Here is a 14,711-nt window from a genome sequence, read left to right as displayed (position 1 = left end):
TTCACGATCTCGGGGTCGTCGGAGACCCGGTGGACGATCTCCTCGTCGGATTCGAGCCCGAGTGCTCGGACGAGCGTGACGAAGTTGATCGAGCCCGAGACGCTCGGGAACGAGACCTCGAGCAGGCCGTCGCGGCCCCGTTCGCAGAGCACCAAGGCGCGGTAGCCACGGCGCTGGGAGAAGGTCTTCGCGACCTGGATCTCGTCGCCGTACTTGCTGTCGTACTCCGCGAGGATCTTGTTGGGCGCGAGGTCCTCGCTGGTCATCAGGACGCGCTCGGAACCGTTGACCAGGAAGTAGCCACCGGGGTCGGCGGGGTCCTCGCCGATGTCGATGAGCTCCTCGTCGGAGAAGCCGGCGATGTTACACTTATCGGAGCCGACCATGATCGGCATCCGGCCGACCTTGGTTTCGGTCGTGTCGACGACGCGCTCCTCTTCCTCCTCGCCGCCCTTGACGATCGACATCTCCATGAAGACGGGCGCGGAGTAGGTGATGTTTCGCAGGCGGGCCTCCTGTGGATAGAGGAGTTCCTCGCTCCCGTCAGCCTCCCGAACGCGGGGCGTGACGACCCGGACGTCACCGAGTTCGACGTAGACGGGCTCTTGGCCCTCCTTGTCGCCGATGTCGGTGTCGATGGTCTCCTTCTCGTCGACGACCTGCTGCATCCCCCGGTTGAGGAAGTCGTTGAACGACCGGAAGTGGTGTTCGGCGAGCCGTTCCTTCGAGAAGTACTCCTCGGAAATCGTGCGGCGGGCGGTTCCATCCATTAGTCGATCACCAGTCGGTAAACGACGGCTCGGTCGGTCGTCCGGGACTCGCGGACGATCTTCACGACGTCACCGACCTCCGCCTCGTCGGGGATCGCGGGGTCGGTGCGTTTGATCTTCGGTAGGTCTGTGCGTTTGATGTCGTACTCTTCGAGCACCTCATCGAGGTCCTCCTCGTCGATGAGTGTGTGCTCGGGTACCAGTGTGTGTTCGCTTACGTCCATGTGTGTGGTCTATCCGACGGCTGGCTGGCGAGAGAAGCTGCTGTCACGAGATACTACAGGCACGTAACAAGGGCAGGCATTTAAGTGTTGCCAAAACAACCGGGGCCACGGCTCACCGGGCCGCCAAGAGGACGGAAGCGACGGACGAGCTTCGACTGAGTCCGTGGCTGATAGCCCATCTACGAGCGGCTCGAAAATGAGTGTTTTGGGTACCCGGCGCACGGTCCCGTCGTTTGGAAAGCCTTAAGTCTGCAAGTCGGAAAGGAGGAGATGCGTTCGCCCGGATGGTGTAGTGGCCCATCATACGACCCTGTCACGGTCGTGACGCGGGTTCAAATCCCGCTCCGGGCGCTTCTGTTGATCTCAACCACGAGCAACCGCGATAGCGCGTCGTGAGCACGACCGAACTCGGAACCGACGACTCAATTCTCTATACGTCGGCACGAACGCCCGGTTCGCCGAATCGGTGCTCCGAGAGCGAGAGTCCCTCCTCCTTCCACGCCCGGATCCCGCCCGCAAGGTGGTGAATCTCCTCGTAGCCCAGCCCCAGAAGAACCTCGGTGACCTCGCGGCTCATCCCGTCGCTGCGACAGTAGACCGCGATCGGGGTGTCCTCCTCGGGTAAGAGATTCCGATGCTCGTGGATAGCGTCGTAGGGAACGAACGCGTCGGTTCCCTCGATGTGACGCTGTTCGGGCGTGTGAACGTCGAGCGTGTAGACCGCCGGACGAGCAACGACGTCGCGAAACGATTCGGGGCCGTGATCGACGACGCCTTTGCCCCCTGTATCACCATCCGACATATAGTACTGTTTACATCCGGTCCACGATGTCCTTTCTGGCCGCGCGCTTTGTCGGGTCACCGCGTCACGAGGTGGGTGATCGCCATCAAAACGGCTGTCGTGCCCGCGAACAGGACCCACGAGAACCTGACGACGCCGACGAAGTCGAGGCCCTGGAGGACGAGATAGCAGAACGCCGCCGAGAGGAGGAGGTTCATGACGAACAGCACGCGCGGATCACCCCGTGACCGGACCATATCGACCCATCTGACGGTGAGGACTTATCGCTACCGGCTCTACCGACCGCGTTCCCAGTCGATCCACTCCCGCTCCCAGCCGGTTCGTCGCTGGGCGTCGCGCTCGGCGAACTCGCGCTCCTCGCGTTCGGTGCGATTGCGCTCGAGTCGACCGGGCTGTTGACCCTCGACCAACAGCGGTCGAAAGGCGACCGGACAGATCCGCTCGACGGCCGCGCCGTCCGGATCGAGGACGGTGAGCGTCTGGCCCCCCGTACCGATCGGCATGACGAGGCGGCCCCCCTCGGCGAGCTGGTCGAGCAGTGCTCGGGGCGGGCGGATCGCGGCGGCTTCCACCAGAATCCGGTCGAAGGGGCCGTACTCGGGAAAGCCCCGCGAGCCGTCGCGACAATCGACCAGCACGCCCCCGTAGCCCGTCTCCGAGAGGTTTCGGCGGGCGGTGTAGACCATGTTTCGGTCGATGTCGACCGCGTGGACGTTTTCGGTGCCGGCGATCTCCGCGAGCACCGCGGCGGTGTAGCCGACGCCCGCGCCGACGACCAGTATCGAGTGGCCTTCGCGGGCGTCGAGTGCGTCCAGCAGGCGGGCGGCGGTGCTGGGTGCGAGGACGGTCGTGCCGTCGATCTCGGTGGCGCGGTCGGCGTAGGCGACGCGCTCGTCGCCGACGAACGGCTCGCGGGGAACGTCACGCATCGCGAGCGCGACGCGCTCGGTGTCGAGGGCGGCCTTGGCCTCGTGTTCGAGGCTGTCGACCATGTCCTCGCGCAGGACTGCGGGGTCCATACCCGCCCTGGGTGATCGAGCGGTATGAATCGCGCGCTTGGATGGGAAACCGACCGGCGAAACTACCCCTTGTGGCCGACGATTGCCTGCATCTCGGTCCCCGGAACCGCACGGATCGCCGGCCCCTCGAAGCCCGCCTCGAGGAGCCAGTCGCTGTACTGCTCCTCGGTGTAGGTATCGCCGCGTTCGGTCTGGGCGAGCATGTTCACCGCGAAGGTCGACGCGCGCGGCGAGCGCCCGCGCACGAAGTCCGTACAGACGATCGCGCCGCCCGGTTCGAGTGCGTCGTAGCAGTTCCCGAACAGCCGACGGTTCTCCTCCGGGCCGAACACGTGGGTGATCCGCGAGCAGAAGACCAGGTCGAAGCCCGACGGGAGCTCCTCGAGCGCGTCCCCCGAGACGAGATCGACCGGCTCGTTCCCGAGCAGGGACGAGACGACCTCGAGCACCTCGGGCCGGTCGAGCAGCGTCACCGCCGCACCCCGACGGGCGAACTCCCTACTGAACGTTCCGGGCCCGCCCCCGACGTCGAGCACGCGGTCGGGGCGCGGTCGGGCGTGTTCGGCGGCCGTGACGCTCGCTCGCACGGTTTGTGAATCGACGCTCGCCATCGCGCCCATGAAGTTCCGCGTCCAGTTCTCGGGCGGGTCGGGCACCTCGCCCGTCTCCATCGTCTCGGGGAGCGCGAACCACCGCGAGAGCGTGTCGATGGCGTGCGGTGCCGAGCCGATCGATCGGACGTCGGTTTTGGTGAGGAAGCCGAGCGCACGGTTGGTCGGCTCGTAGCCTCCGTCGACTCGCTCGAAATAGCCGTCGTCGGCGAGCGCCCGCACGACGATCCGGGCGGCCCGCTCGGTGACGTCCGTCGCGTCTGCGACGTCGCCGGGAGTCTCGGCCTCGGTCAACAGCGCCTCGAGCGTCCGTCTCGCGGGCGGCCCAGAGCAGGAGCCGCTCCTCGTGGTCCATCTCCATGCCGTCTCGTCGAGTGCCGCCGACAAATCAGCCCCGGATCGTGACGAACCGGACCGCGCCGTGGGTCTCTCGCTCGGCGATCGTCCCGCCCTCGATGCGTGCTCGTACGAGGCGCTGGGAACCGTCGCCGACGGGCGCGAGGACCGTCCCGCCGTCTGTGACCTGCGCGATCACTGCCGCAGGGATCTCGGGGACCGCACAGGTGAAGTAGGCGGCGTCGTAGGGCGCGCCCTCGGGCCAGCCCTCGCGGCCGTCACCCTCTTCGATACTGATCCCGCCGTAGCCGATCCGTTCCAACGTCTCGCGGGCCCGCTCGGCGAGTCGGGAGCTGAACTCGACGGAGAAGAGGTTGGTTGCGCCCACCACCTCGGCGGTGACCGCGGCGTGGTAGCCACAACCGGTACCGATCTCCAGTACTCGGTCGCCCGGCCCCGCGTCGAGCAGCTCGGTCATGATCGCGACCATGTGGGGCGCGCTGATGGTCTGGTCGTCGCCGATGGGTAGGGGCCGGTCCGCGTAGGCGTCACTGCCGGCGTCGGGGACGAACTCGTGGCGCGGCACGGCCTTCATCGCCGCTACCGTCGGCTCGGAGAGCCCCTCGCGACGGGCGAGCCGATCCGCGAGCGCCTCGCGTTCGTCCTCGTACATGCCTACCAGACCGACCACGCCGTCGACGAGTCGTCCTCGCCGAACAGGCGTTTGACGTCCTTCGCGTGGACGGTGTCGCCCTCGAAGTCGAGTTTCGACTTGTGGTAGCCCGTCGCGTCGCGCTTGACGTGGATCCCCGTGATCACGAACTCCTCGTCGCCCATCTCCTCGCGGTCGCCGACCGTGAACTCGTGGTCGCCGGGCACCTGGAGCTTGACGCTGCGGCTCTCCTCGCGCTTCTCGTTGGGGTGGACGGTGAGGTTGACCGAGACGTTGTCGACCGCGCGGGTCCACAGCGTTTCGATCTCCTCGACCGGGGCGCTCTCCTCGCGGCGCTCCTCGCCGACCTCGACGCTCGTGATCCGCACGAGCATGATCGCCTCCTCGGTGTCCAGCACGAACTCCTCGCCGACGGCCAACTGTTCGCCCTCGGGCACCTCGGCGTTCGCCGAGAAGGACTCGCCGTCCTGTGAGACGATCACGTCGATCTCCACGTCGTTTTCCTCCTCGATCTTCGTCTTGTGGGTGTGCCCGCAGGCCGTACACCGCACGGTCGCCTGCCCGTCGGGTTTCAGGACCTCGTGGACCGTCCGCTCCTCGGGCGAACACGAGGGACACGGCAGGGCCACCTGACTCGCTGTGTTGCTCATTGAAGACGAATAGTGTATCGCGCTATAAAAGTCGTCTGTGCTCAGGGCCGTGGCAGTTCGATCTCCTTACCGTCGGCGTATACGGTCGGCTCGCGCAGAATCCCGTCCGAGTGGATCGGCGCGTCGGTGTCGCCGCCGATCCCCGCGTCGTCCCCGATCGCGATATGGACCGTTCCGGCCGCCTTCTCGTCTAGGAGGACGCTTCCCACGAGCTCCGTAACTGCGAGGTTCGTCCCGATCCCCAACTCGGCGAGGTTGTAGGCGTCCCGACCGACCTCCGCTTCGGCCTCCTCCAGTTCGGCCCGAACGTCGGGATCGCTCACCGAGGTGACGGAGCCGTCCGCGACCGTGATCTCGATCTCGCCATCGAGCAGTCCATGGGGGTGCATCGTCCCGTCGACGACGTAGGTTCCCTCGGCGCTCTCGGGGCTGACGAACACTTCTCCTGCTGGTAAGTTCGAGAACCCGCCCGCCTCGTGGACGATTCCCGTGTCCGAGAGCCACTCCCGGCTCCCGGGCTCGAAGGTGATATCCGTCCCCTGCGGGGAGGTGACGCGGAGCTCCTCGGCACCGGCGACCCGTTCAAGCATCCGGTCGCACTCCTCGCGGATGCGCTCGTAGTCGGCGTCCAGACCCGTCGTGAATACCTCCTCGGTGATCCCCGGAAGCGTGGCGGCCCGCGCGCCCGCGTCGGTCGCCGCGCCGCGCGCGCGAGTGTGGCTCAGGCTCTTCGAGGTCGGCGCGAGCACCACGTCGGCGTTCGCCATCGCCGCGGCGATCGGTTCGGGCGGCTCGGCACCGTGCTGTGGTCCCGGCGGGTATCTGAGCAGGACCGCGTCGTCGGTGATTCCGCGGGCCACCTCGTAGAGTGCCGCGCCGATGGGCTCGCGCTCGTCGTCGGTAACGATGGCACACGACTCGTCGGGCTGGAGGTCCATACACTGCCGAATCGCCGTCTCGGCGGCGGGTCTGAGGTCCATGCCGGATGGTCGTCCGGGGCGGGGTTAGTCGTGGCGGTCACCGGAGGAAGCCGAGCGCCCACCGCGCCAGTTCGGAGCCGACGAGCGCGCCACCCTCCGCTCTGGAGAGGCGGTGGCCGCTCCACAGCGAGACGGTCACGAACCCGGTGACGACGAGCAGCCAGCCCAGCTCCGAGAGGGCGGCGGGGTCGATCGTCAGCGGCCGGACGAGCCCCGCGATCCCGAGGACCCCCAACGCGTTGAAGACGTTGCTCCCGAGCAGGTTGCCCACCGAGACCTCGACCTGACCGCGCCGGAGCGCGAGCACCGAGACGGCGAACTCCGGCGTCGAAGTGCCCGCGGCGACCACGGTTGCCCCGATCGCCCACTCGGAGATCCCGGCTGCCCGCGCGAGGGTGACCGCCGCATCCACCAACACGGTACCGCTTACGAGCACGAGCGCCAGCCCGGCGACCAGGAGAACCGGGTCGCGGGCACGAAACGGCCCGTCTTCGCCCTCCGTCGTCGGAGCCCCACCGGCCCGCGCGAGCGAGAACAGGTAGCCCCCGAGCGCGAACACCAACACTGCGGCTTCGAGTCGCCCGAGACGCAGGTCCACGAGGGCGAGCGCGGCGAGCGCGCTCGCGCCGAACAGGACGATCCCGTCGCGCCGGGCGAGCGAGCGGGGGATCGTGATGGCACCGAACAGCGCGAGGAACCCGAGGATCAACGCGAGGTTGAACACGTTCGACCCGATCACGTTCCCGACCGCGATGTCGCCGGCCCCCGTGAGGGCGGCCTCGACGGTCACGGCGACCTCCGGCAGCGAGGTACCGACGGCGACGACGGTCAGTCCGATCGCCAGCTCGGAGATCCCGAGCCGGCGGGCGAGCGACGCCGCACTCCCGACGAAGAGCCGCGCACCCAACCAGAGGCCGACCACCGATCCCGCGAGCAGCGCGACCGGGACGGCGAGATCGACGACCACTCGCCTATTCCTCCAGGGCCTCGATCGCGACCAGCGACTCGCCCGTCAGCGCTCGGACGTACGCCCCGCCCGCGATCGAGACGTGCGAGAAGTCGCCCTCGTCCATCCCATAGATCTCGATCGATCTCGACGTATCGCCCCCGCCGACCACCGAGAAACAGTCGGTTCGGGCGATCGCTTCGAGGATTCCGACGGTACCGTCGGCGAAGCGCTCGTCCTCGAAGACGCCCAGGGCCCCTTTGACGAAGACCGCCTCGCTGTCGGCGACGACCGCCTCGTACTCACCGACCGTCTCCGATCCGACGTCGAGGAAGGAGGTCCCCTTCTCGACGCCCTCGACGGCGACCTCCGCGCGTTCGCCCGCGTCGTCCTCGTAGGCGAGGTCGACGGGTAGCCGGATCCGATCCCCGTAGGAGTCGAGCAGCTCTCTAATGGTGTCCTCCTGTTCTGCCCACTGCTCGTCGAAGAAATCGGTATCTTCGACGTCGTAACCCACGTCGTGGCCTGCCGCCCGGAGGAACAGTTCGCCGACGATTCCGCCCATGAGGAAGGTGTCGACGGTGTCGTCGACGCGCTCCATGACGTGAATGAGGTCGTCGGCCTTGGTTCCTCCGAGGGCCATCGAGACGTGGCCGTCGAACTCCCGCTCCTGAATCGCGGAGTTGGCCTCGTACTCGGCCTCCATGACCCGGCCCGCGTAGGCGTCCATCACCTGCGGGAAGCCGACGATCGAGGCATGGCCCCGGTGCGCTGTCGAATAGGCGTCGTTGACGTAGGCGTTGAACTCCCCGGAAAGGGTCTCGACGAACGCGCTGTCCGCGTGGGCCTCGGGCGTGCGGTCTGCGAGCTCCTCGTCGATCATCCGGACGTTTTCGAGCAGGAGGATCTCGCCGCCGGAGAGGTCCCGGATCGCTTCGAGAGCGTCCTCTCCATAGGTGTCGGGAACGTACTGGATCTCGCGTTCGAGATGGCTCGAAAGGATCTCGGCGTGCTGTTCGAGCGAGACGAAGGTGTCTCGACCGGGTCGGCCCTGGTGGGCGAGAACCCCGAGAGTATAGCCATCGTCGGCGAGCTCTCGCAGGGTTTCTGCGTGGCGCGAAAACCGGCGGTTGTCCTGGACCTCGCCGTTCTCTACCGGCGAGTTGACGTCGATCCGGACCAGCAGGCGCCCCTCCTCGGGCAGATCGTCGAGCGTCTTGAACATGATCGAAGGGTGGTCGACCGTGATAATAAAGGCCGGTCCTACGCCGCCGCTTCCTCGGTGCGCGTCTCCTCGTCCTGTGCGACGACGTACTTCGCGAGGTCGAGCATTCGGCTGGCGAAGCCGAACTCGTTGTCGTACCAGGTCAGCACCTTGACCTGCCCGCCCTCGACCGAGAGCGTCGAGTCGAGGTCGACGTAGGAGGAGAAGGGCAGCCCGAGGATATCTCTTGAGACGATCTCGTCGTCGGTGTAACCGAGCACGCCCGCCAGATCACCGTCGGCGGCGTTGCGGAACGCCTCGTTGACCTCCTCCGCTCCGACGTCGGCCTCCAGATCGACCGTGAGGTCGGTAATCGAGCCGTTCGGGACGGGCACGCGCATCGCCATTCCGTCGAGCTTGCCCTCCAGGTTCGGCAGGACTTCGGTGGTCGACTGAGCCGCGCCAGTCGAGGTCGGAATGATGTTCTCGGCGGCGGCCCGGCCGCGGCGGGTCTTGCCCGAGGGACCGTCGACGAGGTTCTGCGTGCCGGTGTAGGCGTGGACGGTGGTCAGCAGGCCCGACTCGATGCCGAACTCCTCATCGAGCACCTTCGCGACCGGCGCGACGCTGTTGGTCGTACACGAGGCGTTCGAGAGCACGTCGTCGCCGTCGTATTCGTCCTCGTTGACGCCGTAAACGATCGTCGTGACCGGCTCGTCGCCCTTCGGCGGCGCGCTGATGATCACTTTGTCCGCACCGGCTTCGAGGTGCTGAGCGGCGTCTTCACGCGTGCGGAAGATTCCCGTCGCCTCGAAGGCCACGTCGACGTCGAGTTCGTCCCATGGGAGCTGGGTCGGGTCCTTCTCACTGAACGTCGGGATCTTATCGTCCTCGTACACGAGACTCTCGCCGTCGAGTTCGAGCCCGTCGAGACGACCCTGCACTGTGTCGTACTTCGCGAGATAGCGCATGTCCTCGACGTCCATGATGTCGTTGATCCCCACCAGTTCGACCTCCGGGGTGTCGATGACGGCCCGGAAGACGTTCCGGCCGATCCGTCCGAACCCGTTCAGCCCCACCCGCACCGGTTCGTCCTCGAAGCTCTTACTCATATTCGAGTTATCGGGCGCATGTGCCAAGAGTCTTGCGTCGATCGACGAATAGGGGGTGCATAACCGAGTTGGCGCCCCGTCGCTGCGCTCCTATCCCGTTCGTGTCCAACCACTTAGCCCCTCCCCAAGCCGACGGAGCCACGAGTTACTCGACGCCGAGTTAATTACTTATCAATTAACTCGTAAATATTATTCCCTTCGAGGGTCCACGACCACGTGTATGCTCAAGGTCGGAATCAACGGGTACGGCACCATCGGCAAGCGCGTCGCGGACGCGGTTGCCGCCCAGCCGGACATGACGGTCTGTGGGGTCGCGAAGGCGAGTCCGGATTTCGGTGCCGACGGCGCGGTACAACGGGACTATCCACTCTATTCGGCGATCGGCGATCGGGTCGAAACGTTTCGCGCGGCGGGGTATGAGGTGGCGGGGACCAGCGACGACCTGATCGCCGAAAGTGACGTCATCGTCGATGCGGCGCCCGGCGGGATCGGCGCTGAGAACCTCACGCGCTACGAGGCCGCCGGTGTCCCGGCGATCGTTCAGGGCAAGGAGAGCGACGACCTCGTCGACACCAGCTTCAACGCCCGCGCGAACTTCGAGGACGCGGAGGGGGCCGACGCGGTTCGCGTCGTCTCGTGTAACACGACTGGGCTCTCGCGGCTCGTCGCGCCCCTCGAGGAGAACTACGGCGTCGAGAAGGTCCGCGCGACGCTGGTCCGCCGCGGCGGCGATCCCGACCAGACGGGCCGGGGCCCGATCAACGACATCCTTCCCGATCCCATCGCCGTGCCCTCCCACCATGGTCCCGACGTCAACACCATTTTTCCCGACCTCTCGATCGATACGATGGGGCTGAAGGTCCCCGCGACGCTGATGCATATGCACAGTCTAAACATCGAACTCGAGAGCGAGCCGACCGACCAAGCGGTGCACGAACTGCTCGCGGAGGAATCGCGGATCTTCGTCGTGGACGAGGGAATGGCGATCGATGGCACCGGCAAGCTCCGGGAGTTCGCACGGGATCGGGGACGGCCGCGCGGCGACCTCTGGGAGAACTGCGTCTGGGGCGAGTCGATCAACGTCGAGGGCTCCGAGCTCTACATGTTCCAGGCGATCCATCAGGAGAGCGACGTGATCCCCGAAAACGTCGACGCGATCCGGGCAATGGCCGGGATCGCGGGCAAGGAAGAGAGCATGGCTCTGACCGACGAGCACCTCGGAATCGGCCTGCCCGACCCACGGTCGGTTCCGGCGCCGTCGCCGACACCCTGACGCCACAAACCCTTTTGACACGTGGGGGCCTATCGGAGGTATGAGACGCGACGACCGCAACGACCCGTTCGACGATATTTTCCGCGAGATCGAGCGGATGATGAACGACGTGATGGGCGGCGGCGTCGAGGTCAACGACGCCGGGTTCGGCAGCGACACGCACGTCGATATCCACGAGACCGACGAGGAGATCCGGGTGATCGCTGACCTCCCCGGCGTCGAAAAGGAGGACATCGGGCTGACCTGCGACGGAAAAGCCCTGACCATCAGCGCCGCGAACGACCGCCGGGAGTACGACGAACGGGTGACGCTTCCGGGACAGGTCGACGAACACTCCGCGCGCGCGACCTACAACAACGGGATCCTCGAAGTGGTCCTCGCACGTGCGGATGGCTCGGCTGCGATCGACGTCGACTGACCGAGAAAACGGTTAACCCGCCACGAGCCCAATCGGCGGTCATGGGCGATGGAGAAACACCGGCGTATCACGGCGTACTGATCTACGACGGCGAGTGTCCGTTCTGTTCTGCGGCCGCCTCGGCGCTGCGGCGGGTCCGAGGGGTCGGTGCGATCCCCTGGTACGACGAACCCGCCCAGGACTTTCTCGCCGCGCAGTTCGAGGCGGTGCCCTTCGCGTTAGTGTTCGTCGATAGCGATGAGAAACGGGTTTACGCCGGCCGTGCTGCCGCGAACGAACTCTGTGAGCGGGCCGGCCTCCCGGTGCTCATTCAGGACATCGTCGGCGAGAACTACGAATCGATCGCCGACGCCATCGGAACGGTCGTCGGACGGGACCGCGACGTCGATCCCTATCACGACACCTATCCTCTCGCGGAGGCAGCAAAGGACCGCTATCCCGCGCTTTCGGCGGGGGCGAAGAGCATGCCTCTCGTCGCTTCACGCTGAGCCGATTCGCGAAAATCAAATTAAATTTTCATAGTAGAAAACTATAATAGACAATTCCGAACCAAGAGTTAAGTGGACGAAAACCCTGTGTTCGATTGGGAAAACCATGAGTGAGAAAGAACACGGAAGCGGTAGCGTTCAGCCCGGCGACACCAGTCAGCGCGTTGGTATGGAGGTCATTCGGGAGCGTGGCGGTGAGCCCGAGGAGATCCGCGAGACGCTGATCGACGCGATCGGCGCGGAGTTCTCGACGTACTACTACTACACGAACCTCCGTACGCATCTGGCGGGCAACGAGGACTACAAGGAGATCACCGAGGACGCGCGACTGGAGGACCGCGCGCATTTCGAGCTCGTGATGCCGCGGGTCTACGAACTCGACGGCAAGATCCCCGAGGACATCACCGACTTCATGGACCGTGCGAGCTGTCCGCATGCCGAACTGCCCGAGGACCCCCAGCCCGAGAACATCCTCGAAGTGCTCCTCGAGGCCGAACGCTGTGCGATCCGTACCTGGAGTGAGGTCTGTGACATGACCCAGGGATGTGACCCCCGGACCTACGACATGGCCCAGCGCATCCTCCAGGAGGAGATGGACCACGAGGCGTGGTTCATCGAGCTGCTCAGCATGGAGCGCGACGGCGAGGTCAACCCGGCGGGTCACTTCGTCCGCGGTGAGCCCGGCGAGGCGCCCCTCTCGAAGAACAACACGTTCAACGACAGCGCCTGAGCGCGTCCGACCCGGCCCCGTTTTTCCGTTTTTCGCGGCATCTCATCGAAGCGACTCGATAGCGTCCCGTACCTGTTCGTGTGAATCTGCGGGACCTGCTCGTCGATGCGGTCACTCGGATCACCCGCTCCCAGTCGACTCGCCGGACGTACCGCCGGAGTCCGACCGAGGAGAGGTGGAGTTTGGCGACTGGGCCGACCTCGCCCGCGGGATCCCGTTGAAATAATGGCTGTAGTCGTCCCGCGAGCGGCCGTACTCGAAGCCACTGGTGGGATCAGGGCCACGCCGTGCGCCCAACCATGGCGGATCTCAGTTCCGTGTACGCGCGTGGATCAGTTTCGCAAGCCGGTCGTCGAAGTCGGGTTCGTACTTGGTCGCCTCGTCGACGGTCGGCCGGGCGTTGGTCTCCGAGACGACCGCCCGCCCCTCCGAAACGAGCAGATCGACGCCGAGAAACGGGATCCCGAGGACGTTCGCGGCCCGTTCCGCGAGTCTCCGCAGATCGCCGGGAAGTGCCACACCCGTTGCACGTGCGCCCGCGTGGACGTTGTGTTTCCAACCGGTCCCCTCACGCTCGACCGCGCCGACGTACTCTCCGTCGACGATCATCGCACGGTAATCGCGGGCTTCGGGCAGGTACTCCTGGATGAGAAACGATTTGTCGTCGGTCGCGGGGAACTCGTGGATCAACGAGAGGTAATCACAGATTCCGAGAAACGAGTCCAGATCGTGTGCGAGCGCGATACCGGTTCCGCGGGTCGCGGAGTTCGGTTTAATCACCACTGGCGGGTCGAAACGTTCGAAAACCGCCCGAAGCTCCCCCTGCCCGACCGGGTTCGAGACGAGGACGCTCTCGGGAGTTGGAACACCCGCGCGGGCGAGACGGGCGAGCACTTCGGCTTTGTTCCGCGAGGTCACGATCGCTTCGCGGTCGTTGACCCACGGAACGTCGGCGAGCACGCTGGCGACGCCGCCTTCCACGAGCCGTGAGGGAAAGACGAGACCGACGTCGACCTCCTCGGCGAGGGTCGTGTCGGGAGAAATCAGCGTGGTTCGGCCGGTCGTTTCGAGGTGACGGACCTCGATACCGTACTCGGGGAGGTCCCGATCGAGTCGGTCGTAGGTCTCCGCGCGCGTCGAGAGCGCGAGCGTGAGCACTTACGAGACGAGCAGTTCCTCGCCGCGCTCGACGCGGATGGTACACGGCGGCGAGACTTTGTTGTACGCGCGCCGGAACGCTTCCTTGGCGACGGGGGCGTCCTCGACCTCACACCAGATGGTAAAGACGCGCTCGCCGTTCTCGATCCGAGCGGCGGTACCGACGATCTTCCCGAACGCCTGGCGCATCCCGTCCGAAACACGGTCCGCGCCCGCACCGGTCGCCTGCTTGTTCTCGCGGATGACGTGGTGGGGGAACTTCCGGAGGATCGCGGCGTAGTTGAACTCGCCCAGTTCCTTGATCAAATAGCGATTCATCGCGAGCCGGGAGGCTTCCAGCGCGCCGTTTCGGATCTGACATTCCTCGTCGAGGTACAACGAGATCTGGACGGGCCAGTCCTCGGCGTCGCGGTCGCGGTCTCCCATACGGTGCTGTGCGATCTTCGATCCGGGGATGCCCGTGATGTACTCGCGTCGAGTGTAGGGCTGTTTCGAGATCTCCCGGTACATCGAGGCGGGTTTATCTGACATGGATACTCTTGTCGGATCTCAGGTCGAGACGACACATAACCCCTTCGAAGCGAGGGCGATCGCCCCGATAGCGGCCGGTACGCCGTCACACCCGACATCGCGAGAGAGCGTTGCCGGACGAGAGCCAGCCGGCGGGTCCGTCCTGTTGGCGGGGCTACGTCGACCATTCACATAATATTTCGTAACTAAACTCACAAAACTTATTACAAGTACACTACCTAATTCTATCACCCCTACCCAATGGCAGCGCGAGTATCTCCCAATCGGTGGCCCCCATGGGTTCTTCGGGTGAGAAAGCATGTCGATCGATCAAAACGAAACATGAACCAAGAACACACACTACGCGAGCAGGGACAAGCGGTACTCCTTGCCACCCTGATGGTCCTCTCCGTGTTCGCCATGTCCGCAGCGTTTGCGGGCGCGGCGGCGGCACAGGTGGGGGTTACGGTTACCGTCACGGATGACGACGGGAACCCCGTCGCGGACGCGAACGTTGCGATAGGACAGAACGACGAACAAACTAATGATGACGGTATCGCTACCTTTAGCGATGTCGCCAATGATCAAATCACAGACGTTACAGTCACCGCTGACGGATACGAGGATTACACATTATCCGCGTCCGTAAACCTCATAAACAGCGGTGAGATCTCTGTTGATCTGACCGAAGAAAGTGACGACGCTGGTAACGAAACCGACGCCGGCAACGACACTGACGACAGCAACGACACTGACGACAGCAACGACACTGACGACAGCAACGACACTGACGACAGCAACGACACT

The 14,711-nt window shown here is 65.3% G+C and carries 19 protein-coding genes and 1 tRNA gene; 6 read left to right on the top strand and 14 right to left on the bottom strand.

All coding sequences use genetic code 11. From position 1 onward, the window contains the following. Both EAO80_RS14125 and EAO80_RS14120 read right to left on the bottom strand, forming a co-directional pair. Window positions 1-770: DNA-directed RNA polymerase subunit B'' (locus EAO80_RS14125; RefSeq protein ID WP_122090520.1), on the bottom strand; the 770-nt coding region annotated here is incomplete at its 3' end. Continuing rightward, window positions 770-994: a DNA-directed RNA polymerase subunit H gene (locus EAO80_RS14120; protein WP_122090519.1), complete on the bottom strand. Its 225-nt coding sequence runs from the start codon at window positions 992-994 to the stop codon at window positions 770-772. The genes EAO80_RS14125 and EAO80_RS14120, both read right to left, overlap by 1 nt. 278 nt (window positions 995-1,272) lie before the next feature. Here EAO80_RS14120 and EAO80_RS14115 point away from each other — a divergent pair. Beyond that, window positions 1,273-1,345, top strand: a tRNA-Asp gene (locus EAO80_RS14115). 79 nt (window positions 1,346-1,424) lie between these two features. Here the strand turns inward: EAO80_RS14115 and EAO80_RS14110 are convergent. The 10 genes from EAO80_RS14110 to gap all read right to left on the bottom strand — a co-directional run bounded on the left by EAO80_RS14110 (window position 1,425) and on the right by gap (window position 9,327). Beyond that, the gene (locus EAO80_RS14110) at window positions 1,425-1,796 is read right to left on the bottom strand and encodes a rhodanese-like domain-containing protein (RefSeq protein WP_122090518.1); all 372 of its coding nucleotides are present in this window, start codon (window positions 1,794-1,796) and stop codon (window positions 1,425-1,427) included. A gap of 56 nt (window positions 1,797-1,852) precedes the next feature. Next, entirely contained in the window at window positions 1,853-2,032 is a 180-nt protein-coding gene (locus EAO80_RS14105; RefSeq protein WP_122090517.1) for a hypothetical protein, read from the bottom strand. 39 nt (window positions 2,033-2,071) lie between these two features. Continuing rightward, on the bottom strand, window positions 2,072-2,815 hold the full coding sequence (locus tag EAO80_RS14100; RefSeq protein WP_122090516.1) for a protein-L-isoaspartate O-methyltransferase family protein: 744 nt from the start codon (window positions 2,813-2,815) through the stop codon (window positions 2,072-2,074). Window positions 2,816-2,877: 62 nt separating this feature from the next. Continuing rightward, window positions 2,878-3,813, bottom strand: a complete 936-nt coding sequence (locus EAO80_RS14095) for a methyltransferase (RefSeq protein ID WP_245998629.1) — start codon at window positions 3,811-3,813, stop codon at window positions 2,878-2,880. A gap of 1 nt (window position 3,814) precedes the next feature. Further along, on the bottom strand, window positions 3,815-4,435 hold the full coding sequence (locus EAO80_RS14090) for a protein-L-isoaspartate(D-aspartate) O-methyltransferase (RefSeq protein WP_122090515.1): 621 nt from the start codon (window positions 4,433-4,435) through the stop codon (window positions 3,815-3,817). Between the two features lie 2 nt (window positions 4,436-4,437). Then, complete coding sequence (locus tag EAO80_RS14085; RefSeq protein WP_122090514.1) at window positions 4,438-5,085, bottom strand: HVO_0476 family zinc finger protein; 648 nt, start codon at window positions 5,083-5,085, stop codon at window positions 4,438-4,440. Window positions 5,086-5,126: 41 nt separating this feature from the next. Beyond that, window positions 5,127-6,065, bottom strand: coding sequence for an aminopeptidase (locus tag EAO80_RS14080; protein WP_122090513.1), 939 nt, complete (start codon window positions 6,063-6,065; stop codon window positions 5,127-5,129). A gap of 37 nt (window positions 6,066-6,102) precedes the next feature. Next, on the bottom strand, window positions 6,103-7,032 hold the full coding sequence (locus EAO80_RS14075; RefSeq protein WP_122090512.1) for a calcium/sodium antiporter: 930 nt from the start codon (window positions 7,030-7,032) through the stop codon (window positions 6,103-6,105). Between the two features lie 4 nt (window positions 7,033-7,036). Then, the gene (locus EAO80_RS14070; RefSeq protein WP_122090511.1) at window positions 7,037-8,236 is read right to left on the bottom strand and encodes a phosphoglycerate kinase; all 1,200 of its coding nucleotides are present in this window, start codon (window positions 8,234-8,236) and stop codon (window positions 7,037-7,039) included. 38 nt (window positions 8,237-8,274) lie between these two features. Beyond that, window positions 8,275-9,327, bottom strand: a complete 1,053-nt coding sequence (gene gap / locus EAO80_RS14065; protein WP_122090510.1) for a type I glyceraldehyde-3-phosphate dehydrogenase — start codon at window positions 9,325-9,327, stop codon at window positions 8,275-8,277. Between the two features lie 220 nt (window positions 9,328-9,547). On the opposite strand from gap, the gene EAO80_RS14060 reads away from it, so the two are divergent. From EAO80_RS14060 to dps, 4 genes are all read left to right on the top strand, one after another. Beyond that, window positions 9,548-10,600: a type II glyceraldehyde-3-phosphate dehydrogenase gene (locus tag EAO80_RS14060; RefSeq protein WP_122090509.1), complete on the top strand. Its 1,053-nt coding sequence runs from the start codon at window positions 9,548-9,550 to the stop codon at window positions 10,598-10,600. Between the two features lie 40 nt (window positions 10,601-10,640). Next, window positions 10,641-11,018 carry an Hsp20/alpha crystallin family protein gene (locus EAO80_RS14055; RefSeq protein ID WP_122090508.1) on the top strand — a complete coding sequence of 126 codons (378 nt, stop codon included), beginning with the start codon at window positions 10,641-10,643 and terminating at the stop codon, window positions 11,016-11,018. Between the two features lie 41 nt (window positions 11,019-11,059). Continuing rightward, entirely contained in the window at window positions 11,060-11,506 is a 447-nt protein-coding gene (locus EAO80_RS14050) for a thiol-disulfide oxidoreductase DCC family protein (RefSeq protein ID WP_122090507.1), read from the top strand. 106 nt (window positions 11,507-11,612) lie between these two features. After that, window positions 11,613-12,236 carry a DNA protection during starvation protein gene (dps, locus tag EAO80_RS14045; RefSeq protein ID WP_122090506.1) on the top strand — a complete coding sequence of 208 codons (624 nt, stop codon included), beginning with the start codon at window positions 11,613-11,615 and terminating at the stop codon, window positions 12,234-12,236. A gap of 309 nt (window positions 12,237-12,545) precedes the next feature. Here the strand turns inward: dps and EAO80_RS14040 are convergent, their stop codons facing one another. Both EAO80_RS14040 and EAO80_RS14035 read right to left on the bottom strand, forming a co-directional pair. Next, window positions 12,546-13,394 carry an ATP-grasp domain-containing protein gene (locus EAO80_RS14040; RefSeq protein WP_122090505.1) on the bottom strand — a complete coding sequence of 283 codons (849 nt, stop codon included), beginning with the start codon at window positions 13,392-13,394 and terminating at the stop codon, window positions 12,546-12,548. Next, on the bottom strand, window positions 13,395-13,925 hold the full coding sequence (locus EAO80_RS14035; protein ID WP_122090504.1) for a 50S ribosomal protein L16: 531 nt from the start codon (window positions 13,923-13,925) through the stop codon (window positions 13,395-13,397). Between the two features lie 321 nt (window positions 13,926-14,246). Here EAO80_RS14035 and EAO80_RS14030 point away from each other — a divergent pair. After that, window positions 14,247-14,711 (top strand): carboxypeptidase-like regulatory domain-containing protein (locus EAO80_RS14030; RefSeq protein WP_162994019.1); only part of this gene is annotated, 465 nt, incomplete at its 3' end.

This window comes from Halalkalicoccus subterraneus (assembly GCF_003697815.1).
Taxonomy (GTDB): Archaea; Halobacteriota; Halobacteria; order Halobacteriales; family Halalkalicoccaceae; genus Halalkalicoccus; species Halalkalicoccus subterraneus.
Note: the sequence above shows the minus strand (reverse complement) of the source record. Positions and strands in the feature narration are given on the sequence as shown.